General features: G+C 40.3%; 6 protein-coding genes. 3 read left to right on the top strand and 3 right to left on the bottom strand.

The window, feature by feature from the left end:
• Nucleotides 1–284 precede the first annotated feature (284 nt).
• Nucleotides 285–1172 carry a LysR family transcriptional regulator gene (locus tag V7150_RS21985; protein ID WP_335522490.1) on the bottom strand — a complete coding sequence of 296 codons (888 nt, stop codon included), beginning with the start codon at nt 1170–1172 and terminating at the stop codon, nt 285–287.
• A 113-nt stretch (nt 1173–1285) separates the two neighbouring features.
• Between V7150_RS21985 and V7150_RS21980 the strand changes: the two genes are divergently transcribed.
• Nucleotides 1286–2683 (top strand): MFS transporter, encoded by a 1398-nt coding sequence (locus V7150_RS21980; protein ID WP_335522488.1) that lies wholly within the window; start codon nt 1286–1288, stop codon nt 2681–2683.
• Between the two features lie 30 nt (nt 2684–2713).
• Nucleotides 2714–3562, top strand: a complete 849-nt coding sequence (locus tag V7150_RS21975; RefSeq protein WP_335522486.1) for a class I SAM-dependent methyltransferase — start codon at nt 2714–2716, stop codon at nt 3560–3562.
• Nucleotides 3563–3838: 276 nt separating this feature from the next.
• Here V7150_RS21975 and V7150_RS21970 read toward each other — a convergent pair whose 3' ends face one another.
• A complete protein-coding gene (locus V7150_RS21970) occupies nt 3839–4468 on the bottom strand; it encodes an immunity protein Imm33 domain-containing protein (RefSeq protein WP_335522484.1) in 630 nt (209 codons plus the stop codon).
• A gap of 150 nt (nt 4469–4618) precedes the next feature.
• Between V7150_RS21970 and V7150_RS21965 the strand changes: the two genes are divergently transcribed.
• Nucleotides 4619–5185, top strand: coding sequence for a phosphatase PAP2 family protein (locus tag V7150_RS21965; RefSeq protein ID WP_335522482.1), 567 nt, complete (start codon nt 4619–4621; stop codon nt 5183–5185).
• Nucleotides 5186–5241: 56 nt separating this feature from the next.
• Here V7150_RS21965 and V7150_RS21960 read toward each other — a convergent pair whose 3' ends face one another.
• A complete protein-coding gene (locus V7150_RS21960; RefSeq protein ID WP_335522480.1) occupies nt 5242–6009 on the bottom strand; it encodes an alpha/beta fold hydrolase in 768 nt (255 codons plus the stop codon).
• Between the last annotated feature and the right edge of the window lie 107 nt (nt 6010–6116).

Raw genomic sequence — 6116 nt, 5'->3', positions numbered from 1 at the left:
CGGAACTTTTTTAAGTGCTATTTTGTATTCCGAAAGATTGCTTTTTTTATAAGAAACCCATTTGGACAACGAAAAAAGGGGTTTCGAAATCGTGTGCGATTTGATGCCCCCTTTTCTAATGATGTTTTATATTTTGTACTCGTTTGGTTGTGTTCTTCTTCCAACCATTCTTCTCATAAAATCTCAAAGCTCTGATTTCGTTGTTGAACAAAATTTTACCGTTGTAATTATTGTGCTCAACCCACGTAATAACCAATTGAATCAGCATGAATCATGCCGTAAGATTAATCGGACTGGTTCGATATTGTCTCAAAATAGTCCAGAACGACCTCGCGGAATTCCAAAGATGCTTGCGTCATGTACCGACTTTTATGCCATAATAAAGCGATATGGCGTACAAGTTCGTGATTCTCAACTTGCAGATATTTAATCTTTTCCCATGACGTCTTTGCCGTGCATGGTATGAAGGCAAGCCCAATTTCGGCTTCTACAAGAGTAATCAGCCGTGTAGGTTCATCGCCCTCATACACATATTTAAGGTCAAATCCAGCCGAATTGAATACAGAGTCCACTAAATCACGAGTGCCGTAGCCTTTCTTCACACCGACAAAGCATTCATCCTTTAGTTCTGTCAAAGTAACGCTACTTCGGTTTGCCAGCCGATGCCCAATAGGAACAGCTACAAGAATGGGATCAACGAAGACAACTTGACATTCGATGTCTTCCCCCTGTATAGGAGGGGAAGACAAGCAAAAATCGACTTCGCCTCGATGTAAAAGCGTGACCATTTCCAGCGTGGTGAGCATTTGTACATGAAATTGGATATTAGGCCGCATTTTACGAAACTCTCGCAGAATCTGGGGCAATGTGCTTGCGGCGGTTACCGCCAGCTTGAGTGTGCCAGATTCTGCGCTGGACAAATCTCTAATCTCCTGCTTCCCCTGTTCCAATTCAAACAAAGCCCTTTCCGCGCGACGAAGGAATTTGTTGCCAAACTCATTCAATCGCAGTTTCCTCCCTGTTCGATCAAATAAAGGAACCCCCAAATCTTCCTCCAGGCGTTGAATCGTTTTGCTTAGCGATGATTGCGTAACGTGCAGACTTCGTGCAGCCTCGGTTACATGCTCCAATCGAGCTACTGCTAGAAAATATTGTAGTTGAAGAAGTTCCATTTTTTCTCTCCAATCATTCCTTTTGGTCAATGATATCATAACATGAAATGCGTTGGAATGAATGTGAAATTTCAAGTAAGATATCAATGTAACAAATATAAGGGGGGATTAAAATGAATTCTCGCAGCAGGTGGTTAATGATATCCGTTGGTCTAGGGATATTATTAAACCCTTTAAATTCATCGATGATTTCTGTTGCTATTGCCAGGTTGCAACATGTGTATAGCATTGATTTTACTACTGTTTCCTGGATTGTATTTTCTTTTTATATTGCTAGTGCTATCGCCCAACCTGTAATGGGGAAGGCTAGTGATTTATTCGGTCGGAGGAAGATATTTCTTGCTGGTCTTGTTGTATCCTTGGTTTCTTCTATACTGGCTCCATTTTCTCCGAATTTTGGATGGCTTATCGTGTCCCGAATCGTTCAATCAATCGGAACTAGTATGCTGATTGCAGTTGGAACAGCTATTGTACGCATTCATATTACAGAAAAGCAAGCAGATGCGTTGGCAGGTTTATCGATTTTCCTATCCGGTGCGGCAGCTATAGGACCTTTTGCCGGAGGAGTACTTATTCAATGGTGGGACTGGCCTGCGATCTTCATCGTCAATATTCCGTTCGTAGTGGCGAGCTTTCTATTAGCATGGAAAATGATTCCTAACGACGGTCCGGCAGCATCGGTTTCACGTGACATGTCGCTTCGAAAATTACTGGGTGTGATTGATGTGTCAGGAATTCTGCTCTTTGCGGTGGGACTGATTGCCCTTCTCGTTGGCTTGCTGTCGGCGAAATCATCCGGGCATTTCTCTATGTGGAATATCATTGTTGGGTTGATCGGCCTCGTTGCGTTGGGGATTTTCGTACGACATGAGTTAAAAACGGTGTCGCCCTTTATTCCTTTGCGCACCTTCGCCAAATATCCGGCGATGACTTGGGTGAATATACAATACATGCTCGTTAACTTGCTTTATTATGCACTCTTTTTCGGGATTCCATCATACCTGCAAATGGTGCGTCATGTCAGCGAATTCCAGACAGGTATTCTTATGTTAACCTTGGGCTTGAGCTCGATCGTAGCTTCGCCAATAGCCGGAAAATGGGTCGGTAAATCGGGACCCAGACCTGCATTGATTGTATCCTCATTACTGATGGTAGTGGGTTCAGTGTGGATCGTGACATGGACGCAAACTTCACCGGTCATCAGTGTGTGCCTGGCGTTAGCTGCATTCGGTTTTAGCAACGGGCTAAACGCTGTTGGTATGCAGGCGGCCTTGTTTAAAAGCTCTCCAAAAGAAATTGCTGGTGTAGCATCTGGCCTATTTAATACCTCGAGATACTTGGGAACAATTTTATCTTCACTGTTGACAGGCATCATTATGGGAGGTGCGTTCAACTTTACAGGATTTCGACTGCTTGGAGTTTTCCTAACGGTCATTGCATTAGTCTTAGTATTTATAAGTCTGCGGCTCCGATATTCAGAGCAATTGGACGAACTGAGTACAAGCAAGTAAAACAAAAAATAAAAATAGGAGTTGAGTGTTATGACAACTGTTAATATCAAGGAATGGGCCTCATGGGATCGAGCTTGGCAGGAAACGCAAATGAATCATCAATCCCAAGGAGAGGAAGTTATCCGAAAGTGGAATGCGAAAGCACAAACGTTCGCGGCGAATACCCTCGGAAATGCGGGGCGAAAACGGACAGAGCAAGTCATTGGATGGTTAGAGCAGTTCGGCGTCAGTTTTGAAGGCGCGACTGTACTGGACATTGGTTCGGGACCGGGAGCTTTTGCGGTTCCCTTTGCCCAACGTTCCGCTCAGGTGACGACCGTTGAACCGTCTTCGTCAATGAACGAATTGCTGAGGGAATATTCGCTCAGCCATGGTGTCACCATTGATGTGAACGAGGCGTTGTGGGAAGACATCGATGTCGATCAAAAAGGCTGGAATCAAGGGTTTGATCTGGTATTCGCCTCCATGTCCCCATGTGTTAGAAGCTGGGAATATCTAGAAAAAGCTTTGCAGTGCACACGGAAGTATTGTTTTTTGAGTGCGTATGCAGGCAAGCGTGAGCACAATCTCATCCATGAGTTATGGCCGCTGCTGGCTGACGGAGAACAGCCGGACGCCCCTATGGATATAGGCTACATGTTAAATCTGCTGTATGCCCGTCAGTATCAATTCGATTTTCATGTGTTCGAAGATAAGCGGGAGGAAACAATGGAGCCGGAGCAGGCTTTGGATTATGTCATGCGGTTATTACCCAATTACCGAATTCCTATTCATGCCGATACGAAACAAAAGGTTCAAAGTTTTATTGCCGAATCGTATTCGGATATGGTACCGATTCGGACGTCAACACGCATCGGCTATATTCTTGTGACTTTATAGATGAATCAATGATGCTACTGGTGAACAAATGGCACGCCGCTGTTGTTGGCGGAAGAACGCAAGATGCGGATGCAAAACAAAGTGGACTTTTTGGGAAGTGGATTAATTTGGAATCTTAGTAAAAGACTTTTTTGTAAAGTCGCTCAACTTCTTTATTACAATGATTACAATCAGTAAAGAACTTTCATTTTATTGTTAAAATTTGAAAGGTTGATTGGGATTGGATTTAAAGTAGAGTTAGTAAAGGACTTTTTTTCAAAAAACACCTTTTTCATATTATCCATTTAAATAATCATCCCAATCATAATCATCAATTTTATTAAATTCGCCTTCATCATTTCTTTCAAATGCACACAAAGGCGGCTCTTGGATAAATCCTAAAATGGAGTCGTCGATGTTCAGAATTACTCCAATAGAAATAATTTGAAAGTTTTCAGAATCACTTAGAAAGTCATCGTCTTCATAACCGCTTAATATTGACCAACCAGAGTCATCCTCTCCATTTGGATTATCCCTAAGCATAAAGTTAAATTCTCTTTTTTCAAGTACATCATCGCTAACAATTACCTTAGTGTCAAAATAAAAATCCCAATTAGATGAAGTTGGGTCCTCATGTTCCGTATCGCAAATATTTTCTACCCCGAATGAAATCTCATCACCACTTTTTAACGGTAAACGATAGGGTTCATTGTCCAGTTTCCCTACAAATTTTTCACCGTTTATTTGGGTGATTTCAACCCACATTCTTTCACCTCTAAATCCATCATCTTCCTCTTCCTTAGTTACGAAGATCAACTTTACTAAATCACCAACTTTTAATTTATCCAATACCTCTGAACTAGGAACATAAAACGTATATGGCGATTCTTTGTTTAGCTCGTAAACATTATCTAAATACCAGGACATTCCTTTTCTCCCCTTATCATTACAAAAAATATCTTTTATTTATTATAACTATACCAGACTTTCAATAACTGATTCATGCCATACATATTTGTGGATCATATGGAAATAATACCTTTGATATTGCAAGTAAACATCAAGGGAGATTTTATTATGAACTATCGAATATTTAAGGTAATTAACCGATTGGCCGGGAATTATCGTATTTTAGATAATCTTATGATATATATTTCAAAAAGAGCTCGTTTTGTCTATCTTATTGTATTAATCGTCCTATGGTTTCGAAGAGATTTTTATAAAAAAATGGCCCTTTTTGCTGGTGTTTCAGTTAGCGTAACTTATCTGCTCAGCATGGTGATTAAACTATTCTATTTTAAGCAAAGGCCGTTCTTAAAGCATGGAGTTTATTTATTACCGCCGGTCCCATCTAAAAAAGATTCATCGTTTCCAAGTAAACATACTGCTCTTGCCTTTGGCTTGGCAGCTTCACTAATGTTTTATAACCGAATATTGGGCTGGAGCTTGTGGCTTTTATCCCTCCTAGTTGGATTTTCGCGAATTTTCACGGGACAACATTACCCTTCTGATATCATCGGCAGCGCTATTCTTGGTAATGTTTCAGCCTTCGTCGTTAGGCAAACTGAACAGTATTGGAAACCTTTTGTAACTCGTTTCCTTCTTTCTTACAAAAATTTTCGTTCTTCTTTCCGGGGATTGTAATTAAACTTAAGGGATCATCCATTATTAATTGGATCATCCCTCTTCTTATGCAATATTTATTTGTGTGCCATGATAAACCCGTCAATGAATTGATTTAATTCATTCGCTGATTTTGTGGGGATTTGATGTTTTTGATTGATAAACTTTAATTCATTATTTGGTAAATATTCATGTAACTGTTTGGCATATGAATGAAAGCTTTTATCCTTTTCTCCAAAGATCAATAAAATCGGAAAATCAATGTTTTTTAATTGATTTGTACAGTTATATTCCAAACTCGAATTGTAATACTGTTCGATATTTCTTCTATCTCCCTTTCGTGCTTCTCGAAACATGTTCTTAAAAATCTCTATTGTATTGGAATTACCCCATGAAACTGCAAGGCCTAACAACGACACAGCACCTGTTTTGGACAGAAGCCTTGCGACTGAAATCCTTTTTTCGTTATATCCATCCCGAATTTCTGACATTCCACTCACGATAATACCGCCTAAAGCCCGATTGGCATGATTTAGTAAAAATTCCAAGACAATCGAACCTCCCGTTGAATATCCGCATAGGAAAGCTTTATCAATTTTAAGATAATCCAAAAGCTGCTTCATATCATCTGCAATGAGGCGATAGGTGACCGGTTCTTTGGAGTAAGGGCTTCGTCCATGGCCTCTAATATCAAACGTAATGACCTTAAATTTTTTCGATAATTCCTTCACTTGGTATGCAAAATTAGCGCTCGTTATTAATGGCGGATGAATAAACAAAATTGGTGTTCCCTCACCATGGGTGGTATAAAATAGGCCGCTGCCGACTGTAGTTAATATGGGCACGATGCTGCTCACCTCAATAATTGGCTTTTGATGAATGTATTATGATATTTTTTACAAGTTCCTAGTTTTTCATATTTAGCTTTGCACCATTTAAGGAACTTATTCGA

It is taken from the genome of Neobacillus drentensis, from assembly GCF_036965245.1.
Taxonomy (GTDB): domain Bacteria; phylum Bacillota; class Bacilli; order Bacillales; family Cytobacillaceae; genus Neobacillus; species Neobacillus drentensis_G.
Note: the sequence above shows the minus strand (reverse complement) of the source record. Positions and strands in the feature narration are given on the sequence as shown.